The sequence below is a fragment of the Leucobacter luti genome (assembly GCF_004217175.1).
Taxonomy (GTDB): Bacteria; Actinomycetota; Actinomycetes; order Actinomycetales; family Microbacteriaceae; genus Leucobacter; species Leucobacter luti.
This window is the reverse complement of the sequence record NZ_SHKI01000002.1, coordinates 44,185-67,482: the sequence shown is the minus strand read 5'-3', so window position 1 is coordinate 67,482 and position 23,298 is coordinate 44,185. Positions and strand designations below refer to the sequence as shown.

Sequence of the window (23,298 nt, the reverse complement as noted above, 5' to 3'; positions counted from 1 at the left end):
TGCCAGGAGGTGCCACGACCATGAACCAGAACACGACAACCCCTGCCGCGCAGCCCGAAAGAGGCTCCCGGTGGGGGTTTGAGCATTCCGAAGGGCTCCGCGCCCTGCTGATCCGCCTGCACGAGGAGGGCCGGTGGGCGTGGCGGCACGACCCCGAAGTCGCCACGCTCATGCAGTATGCAGCCGACAAGTACGCCGCGCTCGCGCGCCGCCACGGGCTCGACCCGTGGGAGGCAGCGGCCGCGGCGTTCGACGCGATGCGGACCGGCGCCGTCCGCCGCGCCGACGACCCGTGGGCGGTCGTCACCCGCGCCGTGAAGGTTACCTGCATCGCCGAGGAGCGCGCGAACGGGCTGCTCTGTTCCGTGCATCAGGCGCGCAGGCCGAAGTTCTCCGCGCATCACGACGCGGAACGCTTCAGCGACCGGGAGAACCCGCTCACCGACTACCACGAAAGCTTCGCGATCCCGGCCCCGGACTACTTTGCAGAGCCCGAGGCCAGTGAGGCGTCGGCGCGGGTCGGGCAGGCGGTCGAGGACGCCGTCGCCTTGTTTCATCTGCTCGGCTGGCCGGTCGAGGCCGCACGGGGCGGGATGGAGTACCTCGTGACGAGGCTCGCAGAGTCGGCGTCCCGCGCTCAGGCGTTCGAGTCGCTCCGCCGCGACTACCATGCCCGCGCCCTCCTCGACATCCCAGCCGCCTCGTGGCTCGCGATGCTCAGGGTGGTGCTCGGCAGCCCGGACCCGAACCAGGCGCACACGAGCGCCGCGCGGGGCGTGCTACACCGCCTCGTCACAGGTGAACCGCTCCGCGCGCTCCTCGTCGATGACGTGGTGTTGTCGGAGGTGGTGCTGTCGGCTCCGGACGGGGGTGGGTGTCGTGGCTGCGAGTAGTCCGGGGCACATCGAGCTGGAACGCTCCCTTGATTCCATCGGCATCGGGGTGCGCCACCGCACCGACCTCGGCGACATTCCAGAGCTCGCCGATTCCATCCGCAACGAAGGCCTGCTGCAACCGATCACAATCACCCCGGACGGGACGCTCGTCTGCGGGCGCCGAAGGCTCGAAGCGCTGCGCCTGCTCGGATACCGTTCCACGAACGTGTGGGTGCGGTCGAACCTCTCCGACCGGCTCTCCCAGCTCCTCGCCGAGCAGAACGACAACGCCCTGCACAAGCCCCTCTCCCTGATCGAAGCGGAATCCCTGTACCGGGAACTCAAAGTCGTCCTCGCAGAGGACGCCGCCCGTCGGCAAGCCGCCACGAGGTTCGGCGCCGACGGCGGGATGTCGCAGGATTCTGCGGAAGCTTACGGTGGAGTCGATTCGACTCCACCGTGGAACGGTGAAGGCCGTACCCGAGAACAGGCCGCGCTGATGGTCACCGGCAAGAAGTCCCAGAACATGCTCGAACAGCTCGGCAGGCTCAAAGACCTCGCCCACGACGAGCGCCGCCCCGCGCACATCCGCGCCCAGGCCGCAGAAGAGGTCGCCCGGATCGAGGCGGGCGGGAAAGTGCACGGCGCGCACCTCCGCATGAACACCGCCCTCTCCCTCGACGAGCTCGACCGGATCGCCGCCGACCCCGCCCAACCAGAGACCGTGCGAGCACAAGCCGTCTCCTCGGCGGCTGAAGTGCGGGCGGCGGCCAGCCAGGAGGCGCGCACGGCGGAGCTCGCCGCACTCGCTTCGGCGGCGATCGCCCGTGTCACCGCCGAAGGTCGCGGCAAGGGGAAGAAGCGGGCGGGAACGGTGGAGCGTCCGAGGCTGACGCTCGTCGTGCTGCCGCCGCGCGCCTTCGTGGCGCTCTGGGCCGACATGGACGGATGGACGAAGAAGCACGATCCCGTCGTCCTCGCATCCGAACTCACGGCGGCGGAGTGGGAGCGCGCCGAAGCGGTGCTCGCCGAGACCGTCGCCTTCTTCGCCCTCATCCGCACCGCACGCGCCCAGACCGCCGACACTGTCCCCCCGTCTGCGCACGCGATCTGACGACGGCAGCCGCGACATCTGCTCTCTCCGCCGCGGGTGTGCGGGTGCACCTTCCGAGTACCGAATCCACCCGGTCCTCGGAAGGAACTCCATGCGTCAGACCACCGCACCGGATCAGCGATCGCGCCGCCTTCGCTTTGCCCTGCTCAGCGGAGGTCTCACCCTCACGCTCTTCGTCGGTGTCGGCGTCTACGGGCTGCTGCGTGGCCCTGCGCCTGCTCCGCGCACGCCAGCGTCGCCCGCCGTGACGACGGAGCCACAGCCAGGCCAGAGTCTCGCGCCGCGCGAACTGCCGACGAGCACCGGTCCGGAGCGGTTCGTCCGCTCGGTGGCGGAGGGGCTGTTCGCGTGGGATACGGGCCTTGGCTACGGTGCGCACGAGTACATGCAAGCGATCGTCGATGTCGCTGATCGCGAGGAAGCGCCTGGCCTTGCCGAGGACCTCCGCGCCTATTTCCCAGACGATGCGGCCTGGGGTGAGCTGCGGAACTACGAGACCCGGCAATGGCTCATCATCGACACGATCACCGTCCCCGGGACATGGCCGGGGGTCGTCGCCAACGCTCGGCCCGGCACGCTTCCACCTGGTGCGGCCGCCTACACGATCACTGGTACCCGGCACCGCGTAGGCTCCTGGGAAGACCGAGACGTTTCGGATGCCAGGCCGGTGTCGTTCACGATCTTCGCCGCCTGCCCGACCGGGGATTCCTGTCGGCTGCTGCGGCTCTCGGCCGCCGATACCCCCATGCCGTAGCTTATGGCGAAGAAGCTGCTCGTCCTCCTGCTGGTGCTGTTCTGCATCGGCCCGTCGACCGCGCTCGTGGGCCTGGGCGCGTTCATGGGGCCGGCAGGATTCTGCCTCACCGGCTCACTCGTGGTCGGCCCGATCCCCGACAGCCTCACCGCCATCACCGCTGACGGCACCTCGGTCACGCTCGACAAGCGGCAACTGACCCACGCGGCGACGATCATCACCACCGGGGCAGGCATCCCCGGCGTCGGGCAGGCCGGGGTTCGTGTTGCGCTGATGGCCGCGCTCACCGAATCGCGGCTGCGGATGCTCGCCAACACTGGCGCCTACCCCGAGTCCGGGAACTATCCGAACGACGGTGACGCTTCAGATCACGACTCGCTGGGCCTGTTCCAGATGCGTCCCGCCGTCGGCTGGGGCACCGTCGCCGAGCTCATGAACCCCGTGTATCAGGCCCAGGCGTTCTATGGCGGGAAGGACGGACCGAACTATCCCTCGCCGCGCGGCCTGCTCGACATCCCCGGCTGGCAGTCCATGGACCCGGGCGCTGCGGCGCAGGCGGTCGAAGTCAGTGCCTTTCCCGACCGGTACCGGAACTGGCAGCCCGTCGCCGATGCGATCCTCACCGCCCTCACCACCCCCGCCCCCGACAGCAACAGCGGCAACGGGGGCGGCGGGCCGGTGCCCGAGACCTCGCGGATCGTGTTCCCGCTCCCGGAGGGCAGCTACACGAGCACCGACAGCTTCGGGTGGCGCAGCGACCCCTTCACCGGGGAGAGCGAGTTCCACTCCGGCTCCGATCTCGCCGCAGGAGACGGCACCCCGATCTTCGCTATCGCAGACGGCCGCGTCACGGTCGCGGAGTTCAGTGCCGGGTGGGGCGGCCTGATCGTGATCGAGCACACCGTGCAGGGTGCCCGCGTCGCCTCCTACTACGCGCATATGTGGCAGCACGGGATCTACGTCACGGCCGGCGAGACCGTGACGGCCGGGCAGCACATCGGAGATGTCGGGTCGTCGGGTCGTTCGACCGGCCCGCACCTGCACGTCGAGATCCGCCCCGGCGGGCAAGCGCAGCCGCCCGTGAACGCGATCGAGTGGCTCGCCCAGCACGGGGCAGTGCCGAGCGACGGCACGAGCACCGCAGTCGGATGCCGCGCGAACGTGGGAGGCCTGTGATGAACGTGTTTCCCGATTTCGGAGCCGTCGGCGCATCCGATGAGTTCGCGTCCGTGATTGGCGCGCTCCTCACGATCGTCCTCATCGGCGCCGTACTCACCCTCGTCGTCTCCGCGATCGTATGGGCGATGTCGTCTTCGACGGGGAACCCGTACACAGCGCAGAAAGCCTGCATAGGTGTGTTCGTCGCCCTCGGTACCGCAGCATTCGCCGGTGCCGGCATCGCCTGGACCAACTTCCTCCTCACCATCGGCGACCACATCTGAGGCCCGGGGCGGGCCGTTTGCTCGCCGGTGCCCGGTTCCTGCGCTGGAACGAGCGGTTGCGGCCGACCCCGACGGGAATCGGCCGCCCGTGGGCTGTGGTGCACCTGCTTGTTGGACGGTTCGCGTCCACCCCCTTTGACTGGCAGGAGCACTTTCACCATGATCGATATCGACCCGAACAGCGACGGGCTTCCGGGGATCGCGCAACTGCGCGACATCGTGGGCGCCGTGATGACCGTGGGATTGATTCTCAGCGTCCTCGCGCTGATCGTCTCAGCAATCGTCTGGGGTCTCGGCGCGAACTCCTCGAACCCCCACCTCGCCTCGCGCGGGAAGACTGGCGTGCTCGTCTCCTGCGGTGCCGCCGTGCTGTGCGGGGCGGCAGTCACCCTGATCAACTTCTTCTGGACCGTTGGCCAGGCCGTCAACTAGTCGGCGGTGATCCAGGGTGAGTATCTGCGACATCCCCGGCATCTCCACCGTCTGCACCATGATCGGTGAAGGCCCCGCCGGGCTCTTCTTCGGATGGATCGCGTCCGCGATGGGCCTCGCCGTGTCCACCCTGTTCCAGGGCATGTGGGAGGTGTTCTCCACCACCACCTCGGTCGATGTCACTTCCGACGGGTATGTCAAGGTCTACAACATCCTGTTCGGCATCGCCGTGTTCATCACCGTGCTGTTCTTCTGCTTCCAACTCATCGCTGGCCTCGCCCGCCGCGACCCCTCCGCCCTCGCCCGCGCCGCCACCGGCGTCGCCAAATCAGTGCTGGGATCGTTCGTGCTCATCACCTGCACCGGTCTGCTGCTTGAAATCACCGACCAGCTCTGCGTCGGTGTGATTCAAGCCACGGGGCAGACGATCGAGAGTATGGGCGACCGGCTCGCCCTCCTCATCACCGCCGTCACCATCACCACCGTGGCGGGCGGGGCGGGGGCGCTGCTCACGATCTTCCTCGCCGGCCTCATGATCGCCGCGATCTTCATCCTCTGGTTCTCCCTCCTCATCCGCAAAGCCCTTCTCCTCGTCGCCATCGTGTTCGGGCCGATCGCACTCGCCGGCCTCACCTGGGAGGCCTCGCGCGGCTGGTTCGGGAAATGGGCGACCTTTGTCATAGCGCTCATCGCGTCGAAGCTCGTGATCGTGGTGATCTTCCTCATCGCCACCACCCAGGTCGCCGCCCCCATCAGCCTCGACTTGAAATCCCTCTCCGAACCCATCGCCGGAATCGTGCTGCTGTTCGTCGCAGCCTTCGCACCGTACATGGCGTACAAGTTCCTGAGCTTCGTCGGCTTCGACATGTACCAGGCCGCGTCAATGGAGCAGGAAGCGAAGAACGCCCTCAACCGGCCGATCCCGCTCCCGTCGAAACCATCCGGTCCCGCACTCAAGCAAGTCCTCGACGGCGCAGACCCAGGCACGGCCGCACCGAAGACCGCCCCCGCATCAGCATCAGCCTCAGCACCGGCTCATGCGGCTCCTGCGACAGGCGGCAGCGCCGCCGCAAGCAGCGGTGGGGCTGCCAGTGGTGGCGGTGCTGCCGGTGGTGCGGCCGCAGGCGGCGGTGCCGCGGGCGGGGCCGCCGCAGCAGGACCCGCTGCCGCGGTCGTGGCCGGGGCGATCGTCGTGAAGGAGACCGCGACCGCCGGGCCGAAGCTCGGCGGAGCGATCGGGAATGCCGCAGACTCCCACGTCGGCAACGCGTCCGAGCAGGCGACCCCGCCACCGGCAAGCTCGCCGGTGCAGCAGCCGCCCGCAACGCTCCCACAAGCAACGCCGCAGACCCCGCCCGCACCAAGCGGGAAGGAATGAACCCATGACCTCGCACGCGTCCACCACCGCTGCAGCGGAGAGGTTCGAGCTACGGCCGGTGCAGTTCTCCCGCCTCACGCGCCGCGGCATCCTCCTCGGCCTCTCCCTTCCGCAGCTCATCGTGCTCGCGGTCGCGTTGCTCATCGTCGTCGCGGGCCTCTACACGAACGGAGGTGCGGGCCTCGCCTGGGCGTCGCCCGCGTGGGCGTCGCTCGTCGCGATCGCCTGGGTGCCCGTCGGCGGGCGGAAGGTCATCGAGTGGGCGCCCATCGTCACCCGCTGGATACTCCGCACCCGGGCGAAGCAGACCCGCTACCGCAGGCGCGTCGTGAAGCCCCGCCCCGCCGGCACGCTCGCGCTCCCCGGCGACATGGCGGCACTCCGGGAATGGGTAGACCCCGAAACGGGAGCGGCGATGATCCACGACCCCCACGCGCAGACCCTCACCGCGGTGTGCGGGGTGCAGCATCCCGCGTTCGTGCTCCTCGACCCCGCCGAGCAGCAGCGCCGCGTCACCGGCTGGGGCCGAGTGCTCGCCGCCGCCTGCCGCTCAGGTCGCATCGCCCGCATTCAGGTCATGGAGCGCACCCTCCCAGATTCCGGATCCGGGCTCACCGAATGGTGGCGGCAGCATGGCACCGACGACGGCTCCTGGGCGGCGACCACCTACCGGGAACTCATCGAGCGGGCTGGCCCCGCAGGCGAGCGCCACGCCACCACGGTGTCGCTGTCGATCGACATGCGCGCCGCCGCCAGGCAGATCCGTTCGGCAGGCGGCGGGATGAAGGGCACGGCAGCGGTACTGCGTCAGGAGATGCAGTCGTTCCAGACCGCGCTCCGCAGCGCCGAGCTGCACATGACCGGCTGGCTCACCCCGGGCGATGTCGCCCTCATCCTCCGTACCGCCTACGATCCCGCTGCGGGTCCCGCCCTGGAACGGCACGGCAAGCTGGGCCGGGTTCTCGCCATCGCCGGCCCGGTCGCGGTGAACGAATCATGGGATCGGCTCCGTTCCGACAGCGCACACCATGCGGTGCTGTGGATCAGCGAATGGCCCCGAGCGCAGACCTTCCCCGGGTTCCTCGCCCCGCTCGTCCTCACCGGCGGCGTGCTCCGCTCGCTCTCGCTGCACTACCTCCCGGTCCGGGCTGACCAGGCAGCGCGCGATCTGCGGAAGAAGAAGACCGAGATGATCGCCGACGCCGCGCAACGTCGGAAGATCGGCCAGGTCGAAGACACGCAAGCCTCCGCCGAGTACAGCGATGTCCTGCAACAGGAATCGGAGCTCACCGCAGGTCACGGCGTCCTGCGCGTCGTCGGCCTCGTATCCGTCTCGGCGCCGACCGCGAGCGAGCTCGATGCTGCCGCGTCGCAGATCGAACAGGCCGCGATCCAGGCCTCCTGCGAAACGAGGAGGCTCGTCGGGCAGCAAGCCCAGGCCTTCACCGCAGCGGCACTGCCGCTGTGCCGATCCATCTGACCGCCGCCATTTTCTCTCAATTGGAGTCCCGATCATGCCGGCCTTCACCGATCCTGCCGCCGACGCGGCCGAGATGTACGAGGCGATGCGCGGCCTCGCCCACGCAAGCATCGTGCTCGACCAGCCCGAGCGCATGTACGGGATGCTCGGCGACCTGCTCGGCGCGGTGCGATCCCTCGAACAGGTGCTCAGCCAGTTCGCGAAAGGCCACACCGACGCCCGCGGGCGCGCAGCGAATGACGCCGGTGATCGTGCCGCTGGCACCCAGGAGGCGCTCACCGCAGCGGCCGAGCTTCGCCAGGCCGCCTCCCTCATCGGCGAAGCGGAGCGGCGGCTCGACGCGGGTAAGGCTGCGGCCGGCCGGATCGCCTGGCAGCCCACGCTTCAGACGAGCGAAGCCCCTTCGCGGCTCATCAACGTGGTGTTCCTGCAGGGCGACGAAGCCGGCCACGCGCTCGACCTGATCGAAGCCGGGGGCACAGATGCTGCGGTACAGGAGCTCGCAGGCTACGACTTCGGCGACGAGACCGCCGATGCTGCGCTCGAGAATGGGTATGTCTACGACAAGGTTCCCGTTGCTTCGCTCAACCGTGTGGCAACGCTCGACGCTTACACCCTGGTCTACAACCATGACCATCGGCACATGGCCCTCTACCGGGCCGAAGACAGCCTGCCCAGCTCAGTGCTGCTCGGCATCGCTGACCCCCGCCATGCCGCACCAGCCGGCACCCTGGAACGCGACGGTGCTGCGGCGGATTCGCGGAGAGCGCGGCGGGAACGTCTCGGCACCCCGACGATCAACCGACAAAACTACGTGAACCACCCCACACTGCGAGGCCTCGGACGATGAGCCACGAATCAGGCGAGGCCGAGCCCGGGCGGCTCCATACCTCCGTGCTCGTCGGCCCGGAAGGGGAACTGCGCAGGCATCGCCGAGCCCGTGCGCAAGCCGCAGCCCGCATCCAAGCCGAAGCGAGAACCGCCGCGATCGTCGCCGCCCGAGCCCAATCAGACGAGGAACGCGAAGCTCGCCGCGCGATCCACTACCTGCCGCGGGCTGGCGAAGACGGGCCCGCAGCGTTGCGCACGCCTGGCCGGTTCCGACTCCCGCGCCACCAGGACACCTCTGCCACCCTGTCGGGGCACTACCCGTTCCTCGCGGAAGGCGGGCTCGGCTCTGCCGGAACCTTCGTCGGGCAAGACCTCTACTCGGGCGGTTCCTTCGTCTACGATCCCTGGCAGCTCTACAAGCAAGGGGTCATCACCGCCCCGAACATGATCCTCGCCGGCATCGTCGGGAGCGGGAAGTCCTCACTCGCGAAAGCGCTCTACACCAGGGCACTCCCGTTCGGGCGCCGCGTCTATATCCCGGGAGATCCAAAGGGCGAGCATACTTCCGTCGCCCGGGCCGTCGGCGGCCGCGCCATCGTGCTCGGCCCGTCGCTCCCAACCCGGCTGAACCCCTTGGACGAGGGCTACCGGGCGGGCGGCATCCCGGATGAGGACTTGGCGGCACAGGTCGCAGCCCGTCGTCGGGATCTCATCGGGGCGCTCGCGGAGACCATGCTCGACCGCCGCCTCACGCCCGTGGAGCACACCGCGATCGACGTTGCCCTCGCCGATGCGGTGCGCTGCGCAGAAGTGCCAATCCTGCCAATGGTCGTCAACCGCATCCTCGCACCCGCGAAAACCGACGATCCCGATGGCCGGCTCGCGGAAGACGGTCGCATGGTCGGACACGCACTCCGCAGGCTCGTCGCCGGCGACCTCTCCGGGATGTTCGACGGTCCCAGCACCGAGAAGTTCGATCCCAGCCTGCCGATGCTCTCGCTCGATCTCTCAAGAGTGGCCGAGAACTCGGCACTGCTTGCGGTCCTGATGACTTGCGCGGCCGCGTGGATGGAAGCGGCGCTCCAAGACCCGGCCGGCGGGCAACGCTTCGTCGTCTACGACGAGGCGTGGCGTCTCATGTCCTACCCGAGCCTTCTCGCTCGCATGGATGCGCAGTGGCGGCTCGCCAGGCACTACGGGCTGGCAAACCTGCTGGTCTTCCACAAGCTCTCGGACCTTGAGAACGTCGGTGATCAGGGATCGCGGATGCGAGGCCTCGCTTCGTCGCTCCTCGCGAACGCTGAGACTCGGATCGTCTACCGGCAAGAGTCCGACCAGCTCGGCGTCACGGCACAGACCCTCGGCCTCACGGGCACTGAGAGATCCTTGCTCCCGGGCCTCGGCATCGGGCAGGGCCTCTGGAAGATCAAGGACCGCAGCTTCGTCGTGCAGCACCAACTCCATCCCGCCGAACTCGAGCTCTTCGACACCCGCGCACGAATGCTATAGGAAACCCGCAAGTTCAGGATTCCTGAAGACGATTCGGCGTGAAGTTGCGGGTCGACGGGGCGCTGGACTGGGTGTGAGGGTGCGTATTCGCAGAAGATGCACCCTCACTTCGTTCTCCATCTGTGCGGCGTTCGACGAGGATCGTGTCGCGCCATTGGCCGGCGTGCGGCCCGTAGGCCATGCAGGCGATCCGCTCTCGTTGTCCAACAGCGCGGAACCCTGCCCGCTCGTGCAGGCGCAAGCTCGCGGTGTTCTCCGGAAAGATCGATGACTGCACAGTCCAGATCCCGTGCTGGTCGGTGAGATCCAAGAACGCTGCGAGAAGGCGGCGCCCGACTCCGTGACCGGCCGCGTCGGGGTGGATGTAGATCGAGTGCTCGACAACGCCCGCGTACACGGCTCGTGTCGACACGGGAGACGCGGCGACCCACCCGAGGACCCGGCCGGTGGAGTCGATGGCGACAAGGCTGAGCTCCGGGCGCTTGCCTGCAGTGAATGCGGCCCAGGTCGCGGGTGGGGCGGTTTCGAAGGTGGCGTGCCCGGTGGCGATCCCCGCCCGATAGATGCTCTCGACCTCGGCCCAGTCGGACTCGGCCATCGGCCGGAACAGGATCGGTCCCATCAGGCTGTGAACGCCCGTGCCGCGTCGGCGAGGGTGCCGGTCGTGGGCTGGTAGTACGCCCACTTGCCGCGCTGCTCACGGGTGGCGAGCCCGGCCTCGACAAGGAGCTTCATGTGGTGTGACACCGTCGGCTGCGACAACCCGACGGGTTCGGTGAGATCACACACGCACATCTCCCCGCTCGCACTCGCGGTGATCAGCGAGAACAGCTTCACTCGGTTCGGGTCGCCGAGCGCTTTGAACACCTTCGCGAGTTGATGCGCGGTCGCGTCATCGACCACCGCGTCGGTCGCAGGGGCGCAGCACGACGCCTCCGCGGGTGCCGCGTCGATCGTCACGGGAAGAGTGGTCATGCCCCCCATTCTGCCTCACATATTGACAGATGTCGATACGACGAGCAGACTCTTCATATCGAAGAACGTCAATGTGTGGAGGTTGGTATGGATTCCGTCGTCGTCATCGGTGCGGGCCCGCAGGGACTCGCGGCAGCTGCGCACCTGCTCGAGCGCGGCCTGAACCCGCTGGTTCTGGAAGCCGGTCCTGGTCCAGCTGCGGCGGTGGCCGAATGGGGGCATGTGCGTCTGTTCTCGCCGTGGACGGAACTCACCGATGCGGCGTCGCGTCGTTTGCTGGAGCCCACCGGATGGGCGGCACCGTCCCAGGGATACCCGGCCGGGGCGCAGTGGATCGAGGGATATCTCGCCCCGCTCGCGAAGACGCTCGGCGACCGCGTCCAGTGCGGGGCCAGGGTCGTCGGCGTCGGTCGCAAGGGCCGGGATCTCTCGGTCGATGCCGGGCGTGCCGAGCAGCCCTTCATCGTGCACGTTGAGCGTGCGGACGGTAGCGAGGAGCGGATCGAAGCACGCGCGGTGATCGACGCCTCGGGCACTTGGCACACCCCGAGCCCGGTCGGCGCGGACGGTCTCCCCGCGCTCGGGGAACGAGCCGCCGCCGAGGCGGGACTCGTTGAACACCGGATGCCCACGATCGAAGACGCCACAGGTCTCGCCGGACAGCATATGGTCGTGGTCGGCAACGGGCACTCTGCCGCGACGACGATAGGGATCCTGTCCAGGGTTGCGAAGCGAGAGCCGGGGACGCAGATCAGCTGGGTGCTGCGCCGCGGCACGGTCGGCAACACCTTCGGCGGCGGGACCGCCGACGAACTGCCCGAACGCGGGGCGCTGGGCCAGCGGGCCAAGAAGGCAGTCGAAGACGGGCTCGTGGACCTCGTCACCGGGTTCCGCACCGACCAGGTGGTCATTGAGGGCGGGCAGGCGGTTCTCGTCGCGGAAGATGGACGCCGGCTTGCTCCGGCGTCCCGGGTGTTCGTTTCGACCGGGTTCCGCCCTGACCTGTCGTTCCTATCCGAGATCCGTCTCGAGCTCGACATGCGATTGCAGGCGCCGGTAAAGGTCGCGGTCGAGGTGGACCCGAACCTGCACTCCTGCGGCTCGATCCGCGCGACCGGGGCCGCCGACCTGGAGCATCCGGAGCCAGGGTTCTACATCGTCGGGGCGAAGTCGTACGGGCGCGCGCCGACGTTCCTGGCCCTGACCGGGTTCGAGCAGGTCCGCAGCGTCGTCGCCGCGATCGCAGGCGACCGCGAAGCCGCCGAGCGGGTGGACCTCGTGCTCCCCGATACCGGCGTGTGTGGCGGGTCGGGACTCTTCGACGCGCCGGACGAGGCTGCCAGTGCGGGATCGTGCTGCGCGCCTGTCCCGCAACTCATCCAGCTCGGCGTGGAACCAGTGTCGTAGGGTCACCGCTCGCTCGCTTTGCGTCAGTCCTGGCTGTATAGTCAGTGTGTGCTGACTATTGCTTCTCGTCTTGACGTCATGAACCGGCTCGGCCGGGCGATGGCGGACCCGACGCGCTCCCGGATCCTGATGACCCTGCTCGGCGGCCCGAGCTACCCCGCCGTGCTCTCGCGCGAGCTGGAGCTGACGCGTTCAAACGTTTCGAACCACCTGACCTGTCTGCGCGACTGCGGGATCGTGGTCGCCGAGCCCGAAGGGCGGCAGACGCGCTACGAGATCGCCGACCCACACCTCGCGGCGGCACTGACCGCGTTGGTGGACGTAACGCTCGCGGTCGACGAGCACGCGCCCTGCGTGGACGCTTCGTGCACGGTACCGGGCTGCTGCGGCACCGGAGCGGGCGAGTGAGCGCGGCGTGCGGCTGCGAGCACGACGAGCCCGAGACCACAGTCGGCGAGGAAACTGAGGCGGCGGAGCGCCCCTGGTGGCGGGACCGCGGGATCATGGTCCCGGTCTTCTCCGGCATCGCATTCCTCACCGGCCTGGCCCTGGAGTGGTCCGGGATGGAGATCCCGGCCTTGGCGCTGTTCTGGATCGGCCTACTGCTCGGCGCGTCGACCTTCACCCCCGGCGCGATCCGGAAGCTGTTCAAGGGCAAGCTGAGCATCAGCCTGCTGATGACGATCAGCGCAGTCGGCGCGGTGATCCTCGGCTACGTCGAGGAGGCCGCCGCCCTGGCGTTCCTGTACTCGATCGCCGAGGCACTGGAAGACAAGGCCATGGACCGCGCCCGCGGCGGGCTCCGGGCGCTGCTCAAGCTCGTCCCCGAGACCGCGACCATCCGCCGAGACGGCGTATCGGTCGAGGTCGCCGCGAAGGACCTCGCCGTCGGCCAGCTGATGCTGGTGCGGCCGGGTGAGAGGATCGCGACCGACGGCATCGTCCGTACAGGACGTTCCAGCCTGGACACCTCCGCGATCACCGGGGAATCGATCCCGGTCGAAGTCGAACCCGGCGACACGGTCTCGGCCGGCGCGATCAACACCGCGGGTGCGCTGGAGGTCGAGACGACCGCGGCCGGCACGGACAACTCGCTGACCACGATCGTCGACCTGGTGGAGAAGGCGCAGGCGGAGAAGGGCGACCGCGCCCGGCTCGCCGACCGCATCGCCCGACCCCTCGTTCCGGGCGTGCTTATCCTCGCCGCCCTGGTCGCGATCATCGGGTCGCTGTTCGGCGACCCGGAGCTGTGGATCACCCGCGCCCTCGTCGTGCTGGTCGCCGCGTCTCCGTGCGCGCTGGCGATCTCCGTGCCACTGACCGTGGTGGCCGCGATCGGGTCGGCGAGTAAGTTCGGCGTGATCATCAAGTCCGGGGCCGTGTTCGAACGGTTCGGCGTGATCCGCCACGTCGCGGTCGACAAGACCGGCACCCTCACCCGCAACGAGCCCGCCGTCACCGCCGTGCTGACCGCCGACGGCGTCACCGAGGTGCAGGCGCTGGCCTGGGCGGCCGCGCTCGAACAGCACAGCACCCACCCCCTCGCCGCCGCGATCACCGCCGCCGCACCGGGAGACCCCGCGGCCGAGGGCGTGACCGAGCAGGCCGGGCACGGCATCGAAGGCGAACTCGACGGGGCCCGGATCACGGTCGGCAGCCCCCGCTGGCTCGACGCCGGACTCCTCGGCGACCGGGTCGCCGGGCTCGAGGAGCAGGGCATGACGGTCGTGATCGTGCACCGCGACGGCGAGTCTGTCGCGGCGATCGGCGTCCGCGACGAGCTGCGCCCCGAGGTCCCCGAGGTCGTGCGCACGCTCGCCGCGCAGGGCGTCGGGGTCACGATGCTCACCGGCGACAACGCCCGCACCGCCCGCGCCCTCGCCTCCCAAGCCGGCATCGAGGACGTGCGCGCCGAGCTACGCCCGGAGGACAAGGCCGCCGCGATCGCAGAGCTCAGTGCGAAGGGGTCGGTCGCGATGATCGGGGACGGCATCAACGACGCCCCTGCGCTGGCCGCCGCGGACATCGGGATCGCGATGGGCGCGACCGGGTCGGATGCGGCGATCGAGTCGGCCGATGTCGCGTTCACCGGCCACGACCTGCGCCTGCTGCCGCGCGCGTTCAACCACGCCCGTCGTGGACGCCACATCATCAACCAGAACATCATCCTGTCGCTGCTGATCATCACCGCCCTGCTCCCGCTCGCGCTCTTCGGCGTCCTGGGACTTGCCGCGGTGGTGCTCGTGCACGAGATCGCCGAGGTGATCGTGATCCTCAATGGCCTGCGAGCCGCCCGCACACGCAAGGTCAGCGCGTGACCGCCCAGGACGTCGCTGGGACGGTCAATGAAGAGTACGCGGACCAGCGGACACGGCCGCGGGAGAGGAAAGCCCTTGGCATCGCCCTCGTTGTGGCCGTGCTCGCTGTGGTGCTCGACCAGGGTTCAAAGGCCCTCGCCGTAGCGCAGCTGACGCCGGGCGAACGGGTCCCGCTGGTCGGCGACCTGTTCGGCCTGTCCTTGGTCTACAACCCCGGAGCCGCGTTCTCACTCGGCTCCGGGACCACCTGGATCATCACCCTCATCGGCTTCTTCGCCTCCGTCACTGTGATCGTGTTCGCCGTGCGGCTGCGTGGTGTCCGTTGGGGTCTCGCGCTGGGGTTGGTCCTCGGCGGCGCGGTCGGCAACCTCATCGACCGGATGCTGAACCAGCCAGCGTTCGGGCGCGGGTACGTGACCGACTTCCTCGCCTATGGCGACCTTTTCGTCGGGAACGTGGCCGACGTATTCGTCGTGATCGGGGTCGGACTGGTCTGCCTGAACCTCCTCGGATCTACCCCTCGCGCGGAAGCGGACAGCGAACGTACGGAGCCCGCTTCATGAAGGTCGAATTGCTGCACATCGTCGACTGCCCGAACACGGACATCGCCGAAGCCAACGCACGCGCGGCGCTGGACGCTCTCGGGCTTGGGGGCGTTCCTGTCGAGGTGGTGACGATCCGGACGGAGGCAGAGGCGGCGAGCACTCAGTTCGGAGGGTCGCCCACGATCCTCGTCGATGGCGTCGACTTGTTCCCGACGGCCCCGGTTCGCTCGCTCGCATGCCGGGTCTACGCGACCGAGAGCGGGTTTGCCGGAGCGCCCACACCGGAGCAAATCGAAGCAGCGCTGCGGGGCGCATCTCGATAGAGAGGGAATGATCGGTGACGCGATCACTGGGTCACACCACGGCACAACGGTGTTCGCCGCAGAGATCGAGAACCCAGAAACACAGTGGAGGGGCAGGGCCATTGGCTTCTGCCCCTCCGGTGCTCGTAGCTTCTCAGACGAGCAGTTCTGCGAGAAGGGTCTCGATGCGGCCCCTGATGTCGTCTCGGATCGGGCGCACCGACTCGATGCCTTGCCCGGCTGGGTCGTCGAGCTTCCAGTCCTCGTAGCGCTTGCCCGGGAAGAACGGGCAGGCGTCCCCGCATCCCATCGTGATCACGACATCCGAGTCCTGCACGGCCTCAGTGGTGAGGACCTTCGGCGCCTCGGCGGTGATGTCGATGCCCTCTTCGCGCATCGCCTCGACCGCGACCGGGTTGATCTGTTCAGCGGGCATGGACCCGGCCGAGCGGACCTCGACGCGGTCGCCCGCGAGGTGGCGGAGGTAGCCGGCGGCCATCTGCGAGCGGCCCGCGTTGTGCACGCAGACGAACAAGACGGAGGGCTTCTGGGTTTCGGTCATTCTTGTTTCCTTCATGCTTGGCTGGTGAGAGTAGTGAGGAGGCCACGAACCCGGGCCTCGATATCGTCGCGGATTGCTTCGATCCCTTCGGGGGAGGCAAGAGCCGGGTCGCCCACGGCCCAGTCCTCGTAGCGGACACCGGGGATGATCGGGCATACGTCGCCGCAGCCCATCGTGATCACCACGTCGGCCGCGCGCACGGCGTCATCGGTGAGCGGCTTCGGGAACGCCGTCTCAGCCTCCTGCTCGCCCTCGATCTCGGTGAGCAGAGAGCGCACGTGCGGGTGCACCTCCGACGCAGGGGTGGAGCCCGCCGACCGTGCGATGACGGTACCGTCAGCGAGCTGGTTGACGATGGCGGCGGCGAGCTGGGATCGTCCTGCGTTCTGTACGCAGACGAACAGCACTTGCGGCACCCCAGAGGAGCGATCCTTGGCCAGGTCGGTGAGACGCTGCCGAGCGAACCGTTCGGTCAGCGGGATCATGTGCTGCGTCAGCTTTGCCGACCGCACGAGCCCCGCGTAGGACTCGCGCACGATCGCGATCACGAGATCCCTGCTCAGTCCGGTCAGTTCATCCGCGAGCTCGTCGGCGAGGCGGGTGACCCGGGCGTCCATCTGCTGCAGCGCTTCGGCTCGTTCGGAGGGGCTCTCAGGCTCACCGGAAACTGCAGCCGGTGCGAAGGCATCGAGGAGGGCGGCGACGGCGCGCTGTTTGCCTGGGGCGATCCGGTACCAAACCCAGGTGCCGCGCCGCTCCGACAGCAGCATCCCGGTCTCCTTCAGCACCTTTAGATGGTGGGAGACGGTGGGCTGAGACACCTCGGCCAGCTCCGCGAGGTCGCACACGCAGGACTCGCCGCGCGGCCCGTTCGCGATCGCCGACAGCATCCGCAACCGCAGCGGGTCAGCGAGCGCCTTCAGTGCCCCGGCCACGGTGGTCGCGGTCTCGGCGCCGATCGCGTGCGATGCGGAAGGAGCGCATGCGTCGGCGTCGGCGATGACGGTAGTGTCGGTCATGACGTCCTCGATTCGGTAGCGTAAGGGTTGGTGTGAAACCAGGCTCGCGCAGCCCAGAGCGAGACGTAGACCAGGGCCACGAGCACTGGCACCTCGATGAGCGGGCCGACGACACCGGCCAGCGCTTGCCCGGACGTGGCGCCGAAGGTTCCGATCGCGACAGCGATCGCGAGCTCGAAGTTGTTGCCAGCGGCAGTGAACGCGAGCGTTGTCGACCGGGCATAGCCCAGGCCGAGGGCCTTCCCGAGGAGGATGCCCGCGAACCACATCAGCGCGAAGTAGACCAGCAGCGGCAGCGCGATACGGGCGACGTCCATCGGGTGGGAGGTGACTTGCTCACCTTGCAGTGCGAACAGCAGCACGATGGTGAACAGCAGACCGTACAGCGCCCACGGTCCGATCTTCGGGAGGAACTTCTCCTCGTACCAGTCGCGCCCCTTGCGCTTCTCACCGATGAAGCGGGAGGCGAAGCCCGCGATGAGCGGGATGCCGAGGAACACGAGCACGTTCAATGCGATCTGCCAGACCGAAATCTCCAGCCCTTGTGTATCCAGCCCCAGCCAGCCCGGCAGCAAGGTCAGGTAGAACCAGCCCAGCACTGCGAACATGACGACTTGGAAGACCGAGTTGATCGCGACCAGCACCGCAGTCGCCTCACGGTCACCGCACGCGAGGTCGTTCCAGATGACCACCATCGCGATGCAGCGGGCGAGACCCACGATGATCAGCCCGGTCCGGTACTCCGGCAGATCGGGCAGGAAGATCCACGCAAGAGCGAACATGACCGCGGGGCCGACGAGCCAGTTCAGCACGAGCGAGGAGACGAGAAGCTTCTTGTCTCCGGTGACGGCGGCGACCTTGTCGTAGCGGACCTTCGCGAGCACCGGATACATCATCACCAGCAGGCCCAGCCCGATGGGAATCGAGATCCCGCCGACCTCCATCGCCGAGAGCGCATCTGAAAGTGCGGGCACGAAACGGCCGAGCAGGAGGCCTGCGACCATCGCGAGGCCGATCCACAGCGGCAGCCACTTGTCGAGGGTGGAGAGCCGCTTCGGGGCGGTACGGGTCAGGGCGCCGGTCATGCGAGCAGCTCCTCGATCTTCGCGATGTAGACGGGTTTCGGGTGCGCGCCGATCAGCACGTCGACACGTTCCCCGTTCCGGTAGAAGCCGAGGGTCGGGATCGAGGTCACGCCGGCCGCGGTTACGGTCTGGGGGTTCTGGTCGGCGTCGACCTTCACGATCTTCACCCGGCCCGCGTACTCGCTGGCGAGCTGGTCCAGGATCGGGGCGATCGCCTTGCACGGGCCGCACCAGGTCGCCCAAATGTCGACCACGACGGGCAGCTCGGACTCGAGCACCTCCGCCTGGAAGGTGGTGTCGGTGACGGGAGTGACGGTGCTCATGCGGAGACCTCCCGAACGGGCTCGGAAGGGGTGGCGGGTGCGAGGTTCGACAGGTAGTGCTGGGCGTCCTGCGCGGCCGCGCAACCGGTGCCTGCGGCCGTGATCGCCTGCCGGTATGTGTGGTCGACGAGGTCCCCGGCTGCGAACACCCCGGCCAGGTTTGTCCGCGTTGACGGGTGCGCGACTCGCACGTACCCGTCCGCGTCGGTGTCGACCTGCCCGGTCACGAGCTCGGAGCGCGGGTCGTGACCGATCGCGACGAACACCCCCGTCGCGTCGAGCGTGCGCTCAGCCCCGGTGATCGTGTCGCGCAGCGTGAGCCCGGTGACCTGCTCGTCGCCGAGGATCGCGGCGACCTCGCTGTTCCAGGCGACCTCGATCTTCGGGTCGTCCAGCACGCGCTGTGCCATGATTCTCGACGCCCGGAACTCGTCCCGGCGGTGCACGACGGTGACTTTCGATGCGAACCGGGTGAGGAACAGGGCCTCCTCCATCGCGGAGTCCCCGCCGCCGACCACGACGATCTCCTGCTCGCGGAAGAAGAACCCGTCGCAGGTCGCGCACCAGGACACTCCGTGCCCCGACAGGCGCTCTTCCTCGGGGAGGCCGAGCTTGCGGTAGGCGGATCCCATCGTCAGTACCACCGCCCGCGCGCGGTACGTCGCGTCGGCGCCGGTCTCGATGGTCTTCACGTCGCCGTCGAGATCGAGGCGGGTCGCGTCGTCGTAGACGATCTCGGCGCCGAACCGCTCCGCTTGCGCCCGCATCGCCTCCATCAGCTCCGGGCCCTGCACGCCATCGACGAAGCCTGGGAAGTTCTCGACCTCGGTCGTCGTCATCAACGCACCGCCCGCGGTCACTGAGCCCGCGATCACGACCGGCGCGAGACCCGCACGCGCGGCATAGACCGCCGCGGTGTACCCGGCGGGGCCGGATCCGACAATGATCAGTTCGACTTCTTGATTCGACATACTTCTATATTGACGTGTATCGAATTAGTCGGCAAGTCGAGGAGCCGCTTGAGGGCCAGTGTTTGCCGAAGGTTCACCTTCAGCGGCGGCTATGCGCTGTCGACCGTGGTGTTGGGCGGGTCCGCGACGGTGCGGGCGTAGTGGAGGGCGGTGGCGATGGTGATGCCGAAGAGGTCGCAGACCCGACGAACGTCTCCACCGGTCTGCTCGATCTCGTAGAGGATGCGGTCGGTGCGGAGCGACTGAGCGGAGATTCCGGCCTTCTTCCAGGGGAAGTTGCGGCCGGGCGGGGTGAGCCTGGGTCCGGTCTGCTGAGTCACGAGCAGATACGGGTTCCGCGTCTCGGGCCATCTTCGGGTGCGGTGGTCGAGCCACGCCGTGAGCCGCACGAGCACGGGTTTCGCGAGCGGGATGATGCGGCCGTCTGGCATGGTGAGGCGTCCGTCGGCGACGTCGGTCAGGAGCAGATGCTGGACTTGCCGGGTCGTGAGCGCGTGGAACGCGACGAGGGAGACGGCGAACGCGACTGCTGGGTCGGGACTCGTGAGGGCGTCGCGGATCGAGTTCGGGTGCATCGGGAGCGGTGCGTTGCGCTTCGCTGGACGTAGCGGGATTCGCTTCGTGGGGTCGTGGAAGATCTGCTTCTGCCCGTGCAGGATGCTGAACAACGTGCGTAGGCCGAGCAGCATGAGGTGCCGTGCTGATGGCTCGTCGGGCAGCACGGCACGGATGTCGTCGGTGCTGATCTCGGCGAAGCTCGTGTGCCCATTCTCGGCCCAGGTGGTCACGGCCGGGAGGATGCCGTACATCTGGGCCTTGACTGTCGATGCTTCGCGGGGCTGCCTGCGCGGTGGCTTCGATGACCCGTTCACCATGATGGTTCGCCAGAGCTCGAGTTGGGTGCGCATCGGGTCCGGGATATCCACCGTCTTGCGCGCGAAGAGCAGGTCGAAGCTGGGGGCCCGGTCATCGATGAGGAGGCCGGCGTCTTCGAGGACTTCGATCGTGGAGCGGACGTTGTGGTCGTTGTAGCTGCGTAGCGCGAGAATGTCGGATGCCCGGAACTGGAGGTTCGCGCCGGGGAACACGAGTTGCAGGACCTTGAGGGTGCGCCGAACCTGATTCGTCTGCCGTTTGCTCCAGGCGTACTCGCTGGCGCGGGCGGTGAGGAAGTGCTCGGTTCGGGAGGTGATGTCGCGATGGGCGACCTCGTTCGCTCGCTGCCGCAGCAACTCGGGGTCGGGGTCGACGTGGAAGAGGACCTGCTGGGTGCTCTCGGGCGGTGGCGGCGCGTTGATGAGGAGTAGCGCCTCGGCGATGCCCATCGCTGGCCGCGTTCGGAGCGCGGCAGGTCGGCGAGGGTCGTTCATCGACGCGAAGAAGAGTTGCTGTCCCCACTTCTGTGCGGCGCCGAGATCGAGTGGTTCGCCGGGCTGTTGGTGGTAGCGGGCGGTCTCCAGGCAGAGCCGGCAGTAGCCTTGCTCGCCGGTCGTGACCGTGCGGTGACAGGAGGAGCACTCGCCTAGGGGGTAGTGCTGGAACCACCATCGGCACTTCCAGCAACGCCAGTTGTGCTGCCGATAGACGCCGTAGGCGAGGCAGTCTCGGCAGGAGCCGACGAAACCCGGGCTGCCGGGATGGCAGTGCGCGCAGAGCCCCTGGCTGTAGTAGCTCGCTGACCCGCACTTCCGGCAGGGCGGTGGCGTGAAGGGGCCGCCCGGGAGGCAGTCGTAGCAGTAGTCGACTCGGGGCGTGAGCCACGCGGCCGGATTGACCCCGCACGCGGTGCAGGCCAAGGGTGGGCTGAGCGGCCCGTCCCGGCCGCGGGCGGGACTCATACCGGTGGTGCTGGTCGGTCGGTCGGTCCGAACCGGGGCTTCACCACGCCCGGTGCGTCGTTCACCGCGCCCTTGTCTGCGGGCTGCTGTTTCTGCGAAGCGACTTTGTCGGGTTCGGGGACGAGGAGGTCGGTGGGTTGGCAGCCGAGGACGTGGCAGATGACATCGAGGTCGTCCAGCCGGATCGTGGTCGGGGTGCCGGTCCAGAGGGCCGACATCTTTCCCAGACTGATCTCGAGTCCCGCGTCCGCGAGCATCCGTCGTAGCTCGGCGGACTTCCAGATCCCGCGTTCAGCGGCCTGCACTCGGAGATTCCATTTCATTGCTTCAGCTCATCCCCTCAAATCGGTCTTCAAGTCTCTGGTTCGCGTTCATCCATGACTCCTCCACGTGCCCATCCGAGACGTGTATGTACTGCGTTGTGGTCGAGAGCCATTGGTGCCCGAGAAGTTCTTGCAACGCTTTCAGATCCATGCCCGCGAGATACAGCGACGATGCGCAGTAGTGACGGAGCACATGTGGGGTCATTCGGCCGTCCCAGGCCGGAAGGAAGCGGATCGTTGCCTGCCGCAGCCCGCGGCGCAGGACATCGTCGCTCGCGCGGCAGCACCGTGCGAGTTCGGGATCGAAGCGCTCGGACGGAATCATCGGTGCATCCGGGTTCTCCCAGTCATCGCCAAATCGATGCCGCACGTCACCCAGCCACCAATCGATCAAGCGATCAGTCCCGTTGATCGCCGGCACGAGGCGCTGCTTGGAACCGCGCCCCCGCGATCCTTTCCCGAAACGGACATGCAACTTTCCCAACGAACCGAGGTCCGGACGCCAGTCACGCAAGTCGAGCATCGTGCTCTCGGTAATGCGGATCCCGACCCTGCGCCACAGTGACGCGGCGAAGTAGTTCCGGGCCGCCGGCAGGTAGCGACGCTCGCTCTCCAACGAGGCACCCCAGGACGTGAACAGCTTCTCGACTTCTACGTCAGATGGCGGAACCCGGACCTTGCCCAGCGACGCCCCAGACTGCCGGTTGAACTCGTCGACGGGCTGTTCGATCACGAACTCCGTCAGTGCATTGATGTCGGCCTGGTAGCGGGCGATCGTGAAGTCGTAGAACTGCGCGATTGCACCAGCCCGATTCGCCCGCGTCGAGGCGGCGAGTCCCGCCCGGCGCAGGCCCGCGAGGTAGGCATCCGCATCGGCTGGCTTCGCCTGCCACAGCGGCAACCCGAAGTGGTGGCGGAACTCGAACACCACCGAACGGCACTGCGAGATGTACCCATCGCTCAGCCCGGCAGCGGCCATCGCGAGCGCGAACTGGTCGATGATTTCTTGCTCGAAATCCGCGGCGTCGGCCTCGGTCTGCCACCCGCGGGCAGTCCCGATGCTCCGAACCGCGGCGAGCTTCATCGTCCCGCGTCTTCAGCAATCGCGATCATATTTCGAGAATACGCTGAAATCTTCGGAATTCCTGAACAATCTTCACGATTCTCGATCTGTGTTGTCGTGGAGACCTCCGCAGGCCCGGCGGGCCAGAAGCGCCGAGAACCGGCTCAGCTAGATGCGGGTCTAGAGACAAAACCCCGTAGGCTCACGAATCGTGAACCCTGAAGCAGCGGGAACTCACGGGCGGTGGAAGCCCAGCGCACCTCACGAACCTGAAGAACTCAGAGCGTGACGCGCATGTCCGAACTCACGGCAGTTGAGGCAGGAGGTCGGAGAGATGTCGCTAGCTTGTAGGCACCTGAAAATAGTGCCTACCGCACGATGCTGGTTCCAGTGACCTCCGCGGCTTGTTCGAGTGAGCCGAGGTTCGTGAGACTGGTGAACCCGGCCTGTTCCATGAGAGAGATGGCTTGGCCTGCACGGTTCCCGGAGCGGCAGTAAATGAGATAGTCCGCGTCGGGGTCGAGGTTCGGAATGGCTTCAGCGACCTCGCCAGCGGTGAAGTCGAGCAGTTTCGCTCCGTCGAGGTGCCCTGCCGCGTATTCCTCCGGGGTGCGCACATCGAGAATGATGGCGTCCGCCGGGATATCGGCGGCTTCCGTGGGGGTGGGTGCGCTGGTGCAGGCGGCTAGGCCGAGCGCGAGCGCTCCAGCGGCCAGGGGAAGGGCGATTTTCGAGAGTGTATGGCGCATGAG

Annotated in this window: 25 protein-coding genes and 1 pseudogene; 15 read left to right on the top strand and 11 right to left on the bottom strand. The window is 67.9% G+C overall.

The window, feature by feature from the left end; genetic code table 11:
• Nucleotides 1-20: 20 nt before the first annotated feature.
• The 10 genes from EV139_RS00370 (at nucleotide 21) to EV139_RS00325 (ending at nucleotide 9,815) form a co-directional block, all read left to right on the top strand.
• Nucleotides 21-893, top strand: coding sequence for a hypothetical protein (locus tag EV139_RS00370; RefSeq protein WP_130452352.1), 873 nt, complete (start codon nucleotides 21-23; stop codon nucleotides 891-893).
• Complete coding sequence (locus tag EV139_RS00365; protein ID WP_130452351.1) at nucleotides 880-1,989, top strand: ParB N-terminal domain-containing protein; 1,110 nt, start codon at nucleotides 880-882, stop codon at nucleotides 1,987-1,989. The genes EV139_RS00370 and EV139_RS00365 overlap by 14 nt, the downstream gene beginning before the upstream one ends.
• 91 nt (nucleotides 1,990-2,080) lie before the next feature.
• Nucleotides 2,081-2,743: a hypothetical protein gene (locus EV139_RS00360; protein ID WP_130452350.1), complete on the top strand. Its 663-nt coding sequence runs from the start codon at nucleotides 2,081-2,083 to the stop codon at nucleotides 2,741-2,743.
• Between the two features lie 3 nt (nucleotides 2,744-2,746).
• Nucleotides 2,747-3,919, top strand: a complete 1,173-nt coding sequence (locus EV139_RS00355) for a M23 family metallopeptidase (RefSeq protein ID WP_130452349.1) — start codon at nucleotides 2,747-2,749, stop codon at nucleotides 3,917-3,919.
• Nucleotides 3,919-4,185, top strand: a complete 267-nt coding sequence (locus EV139_RS00350; RefSeq protein WP_130452348.1) for a DUF6112 family protein — start codon at nucleotides 3,919-3,921, stop codon at nucleotides 4,183-4,185. The genes EV139_RS00355 and EV139_RS00350 overlap by 1 nt, the downstream gene beginning before the upstream one ends.
• Before the next feature lie 159 nt (nucleotides 4,186-4,344).
• The gene (locus EV139_RS00345; RefSeq protein WP_130452347.1) at nucleotides 4,345-4,617 is read left to right on the top strand and encodes a DUF6112 family protein; all 273 of its coding nucleotides are present in this window, start codon (nucleotides 4,345-4,347) and stop codon (nucleotides 4,615-4,617) included.
• 16 nt (nucleotides 4,618-4,633) lie between these two features.
• A complete protein-coding gene (locus tag EV139_RS00340) occupies nucleotides 4,634-5,995 on the top strand; it encodes a TrbL/VirB6 family protein (protein WP_130452346.1) in 1,362 nt (453 codons plus the stop codon).
• Nucleotides 5,996-5,999: 4 nt separating this feature from the next.
• The gene (locus tag EV139_RS00335; RefSeq protein WP_130452345.1) at nucleotides 6,000-7,475 is read left to right on the top strand and encodes an SCO6880 family protein; all 1,476 of its coding nucleotides are present in this window, start codon (nucleotides 6,000-6,002) and stop codon (nucleotides 7,473-7,475) included.
• 34 nt (nucleotides 7,476-7,509) lie between these two features.
• The gene (locus tag EV139_RS00330; protein ID WP_130452344.1) at nucleotides 7,510-8,325 is read left to right on the top strand and encodes a hypothetical protein; all 816 of its coding nucleotides are present in this window, start codon (nucleotides 7,510-7,512) and stop codon (nucleotides 8,323-8,325) included.
• Complete coding sequence (locus tag EV139_RS00325) at nucleotides 8,322-9,815, top strand: ATP-binding protein (RefSeq protein ID WP_130452343.1); 1,494 nt, start codon at nucleotides 8,322-8,324, stop codon at nucleotides 9,813-9,815. Before EV139_RS00330 ends, EV139_RS00325 begins: the two co-directional genes overlap by 4 nt.
• 118 nt (nucleotides 9,816-9,933) lie before the next feature.
• On the opposite strand, the pseudogene EV139_RS00320 reads toward EV139_RS00325, so the two are convergent.
• Nucleotides 9,934-10,437: pseudogene (locus EV139_RS00320) on the bottom strand (N-acetyltransferase family protein); the annotation flags it as partial.
• Nucleotides 10,437-10,790, bottom strand: a complete 354-nt coding sequence (locus tag EV139_RS00315) for an ArsR/SmtB family transcription factor (RefSeq protein WP_130452341.1) — start codon at nucleotides 10,788-10,790, stop codon at nucleotides 10,437-10,439. The gene EV139_RS00315 and the pseudogene EV139_RS00320, both read right to left, overlap by 1 nt.
• A gap of 87 nt (nucleotides 10,791-10,877) precedes the next feature.
• Here EV139_RS00315 and EV139_RS00310 point away from each other — a divergent pair, with 87 nt between their 5' ends.
• From EV139_RS00310 to EV139_RS00290, 5 genes are read left to right on the top strand one after another with little or no spacing between them, the layout of a single operon-like run.
• Nucleotides 10,878-12,197 carry an NAD(P)-binding domain-containing protein gene (locus tag EV139_RS00310; RefSeq protein ID WP_130452340.1) on the top strand — a complete coding sequence of 440 codons (1,320 nt, stop codon included), beginning with the start codon at nucleotides 10,878-10,880 and terminating at the stop codon, nucleotides 12,195-12,197.
• A 48-nt stretch (nucleotides 12,198-12,245) separates the two neighbouring features.
• On the top strand, nucleotides 12,246-12,605 hold the full coding sequence (gene cmtR, locus EV139_RS00305; RefSeq protein ID WP_130452339.1) for a Cd(II)/Pb(II)-sensing metalloregulatory transcriptional regulator CmtR: 360 nt from the start codon (nucleotides 12,246-12,248) through the stop codon (nucleotides 12,603-12,605).
• Nucleotides 12,602-14,515 (top strand): heavy metal translocating P-type ATPase, encoded by a 1,914-nt coding sequence (locus tag EV139_RS00300; RefSeq protein WP_198677426.1) that lies wholly within the window; start codon nucleotides 12,602-12,604, stop codon nucleotides 14,513-14,515. Before cmtR ends, EV139_RS00300 begins: the two co-directional genes overlap by 4 nt.
• Complete coding sequence (gene lspA, locus EV139_RS00295; protein WP_130452337.1) at nucleotides 14,512-15,078, top strand: signal peptidase II; 567 nt, start codon at nucleotides 14,512-14,514, stop codon at nucleotides 15,076-15,078. Before EV139_RS00300 ends, lspA begins: the two co-directional genes overlap by 4 nt.
• The gene (locus EV139_RS00290; protein WP_130452336.1) at nucleotides 15,075-15,383 is read left to right on the top strand and encodes a hypothetical protein; all 309 of its coding nucleotides are present in this window, start codon (nucleotides 15,075-15,077) and stop codon (nucleotides 15,381-15,383) included. The genes lspA and EV139_RS00290 overlap by 4 nt, the downstream gene beginning before the upstream one ends.
• 133 nt (nucleotides 15,384-15,516) lie before the next feature.
• Here the strand turns inward: EV139_RS00290 and EV139_RS00285 are convergent, their stop codons facing one another.
• From EV139_RS00285 to EV139_RS00245, 9 genes are all read right to left on the bottom strand, one after another.
• Nucleotides 15,517-15,924 (bottom strand): arsenate reductase ArsC, encoded by a 408-nt coding sequence (locus EV139_RS00285; protein WP_130452335.1) that lies wholly within the window; start codon nucleotides 15,922-15,924, stop codon nucleotides 15,517-15,519.
• A gap of 11 nt (nucleotides 15,925-15,935) precedes the next feature.
• Nucleotides 15,936-16,943: a metalloregulator ArsR/SmtB family transcription factor gene (locus EV139_RS00280; protein ID WP_130452334.1), complete on the bottom strand. Its 1,008-nt coding sequence runs from the start codon at nucleotides 16,941-16,943 to the stop codon at nucleotides 15,936-15,938.
• Entirely contained in the window at nucleotides 16,940-18,028 is a 1,089-nt protein-coding gene (gene arsB, locus EV139_RS00275; protein ID WP_130452333.1) for an ACR3 family arsenite efflux transporter, read from the bottom strand. Before arsB ends, EV139_RS00280 begins: the two co-directional genes overlap by 4 nt.
• On the bottom strand, nucleotides 18,025-18,351 hold the full coding sequence (gene trxA, locus EV139_RS00270; RefSeq protein WP_130452332.1) for a thioredoxin: 327 nt from the start codon (nucleotides 18,349-18,351) through the stop codon (nucleotides 18,025-18,027). Before trxA ends, arsB begins: the two co-directional genes overlap by 4 nt.
• Complete coding sequence (trxB, locus tag EV139_RS00265; RefSeq protein ID WP_130452331.1) at nucleotides 18,348-19,322, bottom strand: thioredoxin-disulfide reductase; 975 nt, start codon at nucleotides 19,320-19,322, stop codon at nucleotides 18,348-18,350. The genes trxA and trxB overlap by 4 nt, the downstream gene beginning before the upstream one ends.
• Before the next feature lie 89 nt (nucleotides 19,323-19,411).
• Nucleotides 19,412-20,692 (bottom strand): hypothetical protein, encoded by a 1,281-nt coding sequence (locus tag EV139_RS00260; RefSeq protein ID WP_130452330.1) that lies wholly within the window; start codon nucleotides 20,690-20,692, stop codon nucleotides 19,412-19,414.
• Between the two features lie 464 nt (nucleotides 20,693-21,156).
• Nucleotides 21,157-21,483 (bottom strand): helix-turn-helix domain-containing protein, encoded by a 327-nt coding sequence (locus EV139_RS00255; protein ID WP_130452329.1) that lies wholly within the window; start codon nucleotides 21,481-21,483, stop codon nucleotides 21,157-21,159.
• Nucleotides 21,484-21,487: 4 nt separating this feature from the next.
• Nucleotides 21,488-22,567 carry a tyrosine-type recombinase/integrase gene (locus EV139_RS00250; protein ID WP_130452328.1) on the bottom strand — a complete coding sequence of 360 codons (1,080 nt, stop codon included), beginning with the start codon at nucleotides 22,565-22,567 and terminating at the stop codon, nucleotides 21,488-21,490.
• A gap of 347 nt (nucleotides 22,568-22,914) precedes the next feature.
• Entirely contained in the window at nucleotides 22,915-23,295 is a 381-nt protein-coding gene (locus tag EV139_RS00245) for a rhodanese-like domain-containing protein (RefSeq protein ID WP_130452327.1), read from the bottom strand.
• Nucleotides 23,296-23,298: the final 3 nt, after the last annotated feature.

Bases quoted from the DNA above. Each gene is read 5' to 3' on its own strand.
- EV139_RS00370 (WP_130452352.1), top strand. From the start codon at position 21: ATGAACCAGAACACGACAACCCCTGCCGCGCAGCCCGAAAGAGGCTCC.
- EV139_RS00360 (WP_130452350.1), top strand. From the start codon at position 2,081: ATGCGTCAGACCACCGCACCGGATCAGCGATCGCGCCGCCTTCGCTTT.
- EV139_RS00355 (WP_130452349.1), top strand. From the start codon at position 2,747: ATGGCGAAGAAGCTGCTCGTCCTCCTGCTGGTGCTGTTCTGCATCGGC.
- EV139_RS00350 (WP_130452348.1), top strand. From the start codon at position 3,919: ATGAACGTGTTTCCCGATTTCGGAGCCGTCGGCGCATCCGATGAGTTC.
- EV139_RS00345 (WP_130452347.1), top strand. From the start codon at position 4,345: ATGATCGATATCGACCCGAACAGCGACGGGCTTCCGGGGATCGCGCAA.
- EV139_RS00335 (WP_130452345.1), top strand. From the start codon at position 6,000: ATGACCTCGCACGCGTCCACCACCGCTGCAGCGGAGAGGTTCGAGCTA.
- EV139_RS00330 (WP_130452344.1), top strand. From the start codon at position 7,510: ATGCCGGCCTTCACCGATCCTGCCGCCGACGCGGCCGAGATGTACGAG.
- EV139_RS00325 (WP_130452343.1), top strand. From the start codon at position 8,322: ATGAGCCACGAATCAGGCGAGGCCGAGCCCGGGCGGCTCCATACCTCC.
- EV139_RS00315 (WP_130452341.1), bottom strand. From the start codon at position 10,790: ATGACCACTCTTCCCGTGACGATCGACGCGGCACCCGCGGAGGCGTCG.
- EV139_RS00310 (WP_130452340.1), top strand. From the start codon at position 10,878: ATGGATTCCGTCGTCGTCATCGGTGCGGGCCCGCAGGGACTCGCGGCA.
- EV139_RS00290 (WP_130452336.1), top strand. From the start codon at position 15,075: ATGAAGGTCGAATTGCTGCACATCGTCGACTGCCCGAACACGGACATC.
- EV139_RS00285 (WP_130452335.1), bottom strand. From the start codon at position 15,924: ATGACCGAAACCCAGAAGCCCTCCGTCTTGTTCGTCTGCGTGCACAAC.
- EV139_RS00280 (WP_130452334.1), bottom strand. From the start codon at position 16,943: ATGACCGACACTACCGTCATCGCCGACGCCGACGCATGCGCTCCTTCC.
- arsB (WP_130452333.1), bottom strand. From the start codon at position 18,028: ATGACCGGCGCCCTGACCCGTACCGCCCCGAAGCGGCTCTCCACCCTC.
- trxA (WP_130452332.1), bottom strand. From the start codon at position 18,351: ATGAGCACCGTCACTCCCGTCACCGACACCACCTTCCAGGCGGAGGTG.
- trxB (WP_130452331.1), bottom strand. From the start codon at position 19,322: ATGTCGAATCAAGAAGTCGAACTGATCATTGTCGGATCCGGCCCCGCC.
- EV139_RS00260 (WP_130452330.1), bottom strand. From the start codon at position 20,692: ATGAACGACCCTCGCCGACCTGCCGCGCTCCGAACGCGGCCAGCGATG.
- EV139_RS00255 (WP_130452329.1), bottom strand. From the start codon at position 21,483: ATGAAATGGAATCTCCGAGTGCAGGCCGCTGAACGCGGGATCTGGAAG.
- EV139_RS00250 (WP_130452328.1), bottom strand. From the start codon at position 22,567: ATGAAGCTCGCCGCGGTTCGGAGCATCGGGACTGCCCGCGGGTGGCAG.
- EV139_RS00245 (WP_130452327.1), bottom strand. From the start codon at position 23,295: ATGCGCCATACACTCTCGAAAATCGCCCTTCCCCTGGCCGCTGGAGCG.